Raw genomic sequence first — 1,135 nt, 5'->3', positions numbered from 1 at the left:
GACTCATACACATAAAATGGTGTATCATAGTCTAAAATGATATATTCTCCTAATTCCTGATCTTCTCCAACAATTTTAGAAGCAACAATTTCTTCAGAAACTGGTAAATCAAACCATTCACCTTTTCCACTGGACAAACTTTCTACATAAATACTCCCTTGTTCCATCTATCCACCACCTCCTAAAAAAGCTACAAGGAAAAATCCTTATAGCCTTTTCACTAATAGTCAATTTTTTCTTCTAAATCCTTCTCTTTATGGCGTTCTCCATTGTAAAAAACAATCGCCCCCCATTTAATCGTTACCAGATAAACCAGCATATCCCAAAGATAAAAATACACTTTTTTATCATCTGGACGAATTCGATTCATCAATAACACCACACCTAAGGGAACTGCTACATAAAAGAACATACTCATAAAACTAACGTACGAAGCTATTTTTTGGACAAAATCCCTTAAAAAAAGCCAAATAAAAAGATCAGTTAACCCTATTACCGTTAAATCCACCCATGCAACAGAAAAGGGCAAATGACCTAACACTGGAAACTCTGAAATTTTTTCTGGTTCTTTAAAAACCGCTGAATAGTTATAAGGCTCCCACTCCACGGTTACACACCTATCATAGGAGGAAGAATGTTTCCGCCAAACAACTTACTAAAAATCTCACCGACTCCTTTAAATACGGTGTCTGGTGAACCAATAAAGAAGTACACCAACGCACCGATAATCAAAGTTAACCCAGCTTTTTTTAAATTTCCTTTGATTGCAAAATAGACAAGCATACAAATTCCGCCAATAATTAGAAAATCTTGCCCTTTCTCTACAATAAAAGTTTTTAATGCACTTGTATCCATGTATTTTCACTCCTATTCATCATCGGATAAAGTATGTGTCAAACGTTCCACAAAATATTTATCCGATTTTTTAACTATTTCTAACGTCATATCCTCTTGCCAAGAATAATTTATTTTTGGATTTTTAAAAGTAACCGTTGCTTTCACCACATAACCTTTCTTTCGTTCAAATACTTTTCCTGTTAATGAATCAAATTCCGCTGTCCCTTCCAATCCTTCAGGAGCATTCATCATATATTCCATATCAGAAGCAGTCCCTTTCGCATATTTACTTAAGAAT

The 1,135-nt window shown here is 34.4% G+C and carries 3 protein-coding genes; all 3 read right to left on the bottom strand.

What is annotated here, in order from left to right:
• Positions 1 to 220: 220 nt before the first annotated feature.
• The gene (locus tag QVD32_RS13195) at positions 221 to 607 is read right to left on the bottom strand and encodes a TcpE family conjugal transfer membrane protein (protein WP_287710396.1); all 387 of its coding nucleotides are present in this window, start codon (positions 605 to 607) and stop codon (positions 221 to 223) included.
• Positions 608 to 609: 2 nt separating this feature from the next.
• Positions 610 to 855: a TcpD family membrane protein gene (locus QVD32_RS13190; RefSeq protein WP_287710394.1), complete on the bottom strand. Its 246-nt coding sequence runs from the start codon at positions 853 to 855 to the stop codon at positions 610 to 612.
• A 12-nt stretch (positions 856 to 867) separates the two neighbouring features.
• The coding region (locus QVD32_RS13185) for a conjugal transfer protein (RefSeq protein WP_287710393.1) at positions 868 to 1,135 on the bottom strand (268 nt) is incomplete at its 5' end.

The organism is Barnesiella sp. (genome assembly GCF_022723415.1).
Lineage (GTDB): Bacteria > Bacteroidota > Bacteroidia > Bacteroidales > Barnesiellaceae > Barnesiella > Barnesiella intestinihominis.
The sequence above is the reverse complement of the archived record's forward strand: the minus strand, read 5'-3'. Positions and strand labels throughout refer to the sequence as shown.

Excerpts from the sequence above, each read along its gene's own strand:
- QVD32_RS13190 (WP_287710394.1), bottom strand. The coding sequence starts at position 855 with ATGGATACAAGTGCATTAAAAACTTTTATTGTAGAGAAAGGGCAAGAT.